Here is a 2,337-nt window from a genome sequence, read left to right as displayed (position 1 = left end):
CCGACATCTCGCACTGGTTCAATCGCCGGCGCGGCGTTGCGGTGGCTGCGGCTGCGTCCGGCAGCTATCTCGCCGGAACGGTCTGGCCGGCGATCATACCGCCGCTGATGCGGGCGGAGGGCTGGCGCTTCACCTATCTGGCGATCGGCATCGCGTGCCTGGCGACGATGGTGCCGCTGGTTCTGATGTTGCGCCGGCGTGCTCCGGTGGTCGTCGCAGGCTCGCCAGGCACGCGCCTGGTCCAGCCGATCGCATTGTCGCCGGCTGCACTTCAGATGCTGCTGGTGATAGCTGGTCTCGGCTGCTGCGTGGCGATGTCGATGCCGCAGGTGCATATCGTCGCCTATTGCCTGGACCTCGGCTATGGCGTCGCGCATGGCGCCGACATGCTCTCGATCATGATGGCCGCCGGCGTCGTCAGCCGCCTCGCTTCCGGCTTCGTCGCCGATCGGATCGGCGGGGTGAGGACCTTGCTGATCGGTTCGGTTCTGCAATGCCTGTCGCTGTTCTTTTACATTCCCTTCGACGGGCTCGCCTCGCTCTACATCGTCTCGCTGGTGTTCGGTTTGTCGCAAGGCGGCATCGTGCCTTGCTACGCGATCATCGTGCGGGAATACATGCCCGCCAAGGAGGCTGGCCAACGCGTGGGCATCGTCATCATGGCGACCATTTTCGGCATGGCCATCGGTGGCTGGATGTCGGGTTGGATCTATGACCTCACCGGTTCCTATTCGGCCGCCTTCCTGAACGGGATTGCCTGGAACCTGCTCAATATCCTGGTGATGCTTCTGGTGTTCTGGAAGGCAAGACGCAGCGTCATCGTCGTGGCCTGACGGCTCCTGCCGGCGCTTTTCCTGGAAGACGCCTCGGCTTGACAACAAATCGCGGCTGCGCGACGCCAAGCCAAATGAACGCGGTACGGGCCTGCGAGATGGCGACACCAGGGTCAATGGCATTGCGGGCGCGCAGCGGGCGGGATTTGCCGCACGGGGCTTGCCCTTGAGCAAGCCGCGCTCCCGCCGCGGCGGCGGCCGTCCGACCATTGCCGATGTCGCGCGCAAGGCGGGTGTCGGCGCGATCACGGTGTCGCGCGCGCTGCGCGAGCCCGGACGGGTGTCGGAGGACCTTCGCCGGCAGATACAGGCAGCGGTCGACGAACTCGGCTACGTGCCCGACCCGAACGCGCGCGCGCTTGCCTCGGCGCGCGCCGAGGTGTTCGGCGTACTGGTGCCTTCGCTCACCAACAACGTCTTCGCCGAAGTCGTGCGCGGCATCTATGACAGTCTCTCCGACAGCCCGTTCCGCATCCAGATCGGCAACACGCATTATTCCGGCCTGGAGGAAGAGCGGCTGCTGCAGGTCTTCGGATCGCAACGTCCGGCGGCGCTGATCGTGGCCGGCATCGACCAGACCCCCGGCGCGCGACGACTGCTGGAGAATGCCGGCTGCCCTGTGGTGCAGGTGATGGAGACCGGGCCGGACCCGGTCGACATGATGGTCGGCTTCTCGCATCTCGACGGCGGCAGGACGGCCACCGAGCACCTTCTGCAGGCCGGCTATCGCAAGATCGGCTTCATCGGCGCCAGGATGGATCCGCGTTCGCAGCGGCGCCTTGCCGGCTACCGCGCCGCCATGGAGGCTGCCGGGCTGTTCGATCCGCGGCTGGTCACCACGACGCCGGTGCCGTCAAGCGTGAGCCTCGGGCGCGAGCTGTTCCGTGACGCACTGGCCAAGATGCCGACGCTGGACGGCGTGTTCTGCAACAATGACGATATCGCGCTCGGCGTTCTGTTCGAATGCCGTCGGGCTTCTATCGACGTGCCAAAACAGATCGGCATTGTCGGCTTCAATGATCTCGACATGATGCAGGTTTCGTTTCCCTCGATCACCAGCGTGCGCACGCACCGCTATGAAATCGGCACACGATCCGTCGCCATGGCGCTTGCGGCGATCGCCGGAAACCGGCCGCAACAGCGGATCGTCGATCTCGGTTTCGAGCTCATGCGGCGCGAGAGCACCGCGCGTTGAAGAGCCTGGAAAAATGTTGAAGGCATCGCTTTACAGCCAATCATGGTAGCGCTACCATTTGTCTGTAAAATCGACATTTGGCGGGATTGGAGGCTGTTTATTATACATAAGCAACAGTCCTTGCTTGTTTATTATGTATAATATGATAGTTTTCTAAATTGCCAGGAACACTGAGGGGGAGAGGAGGATCAGGGCGACGTGGGTCGTCCCTGTGGGCGTGTTTGGTGGGCGGAGGGTGCCGACCGTGAGCGCCAGGATTCATCACAAGCAGAACTGCAACTGGGAGGAATATCGATGATCAAGTCACTC

Annotated in this window: 2 protein-coding genes; both read left to right on the top strand. The window is 63.2% G+C overall.

Annotation, left to right across the window (positions count from 1 at the left end):
• A partial coding sequence (locus EOA28_RS32690) for an MFS transporter (protein ID WP_148671007.1) occupies positions 1–833 on the top strand: 833 nt, incomplete at its 5' end.
• A gap of 166 nt (positions 834–999) precedes the next feature.
• Positions 1,000–2,028, top strand: a complete 1,029-nt coding sequence (locus EOA28_RS32685) for a LacI family DNA-binding transcriptional regulator (protein WP_126081917.1) — start codon at positions 1,000–1,002, stop codon at positions 2,026–2,028.
• Positions 2,029–2,337: the final 309 nt, after the last annotated feature.

This window comes from Mesorhizobium sp. M2A.F.Ca.ET.067.02.1.1 (assembly GCF_004023285.1).
GTDB lineage: Bacteria > Pseudomonadota > Alphaproteobacteria > Rhizobiales > Rhizobiaceae > Mesorhizobium.
The sequence above is the reverse complement of the archived record's forward strand: the minus strand, read 5'-3'. Positions and strand labels throughout refer to the sequence as shown.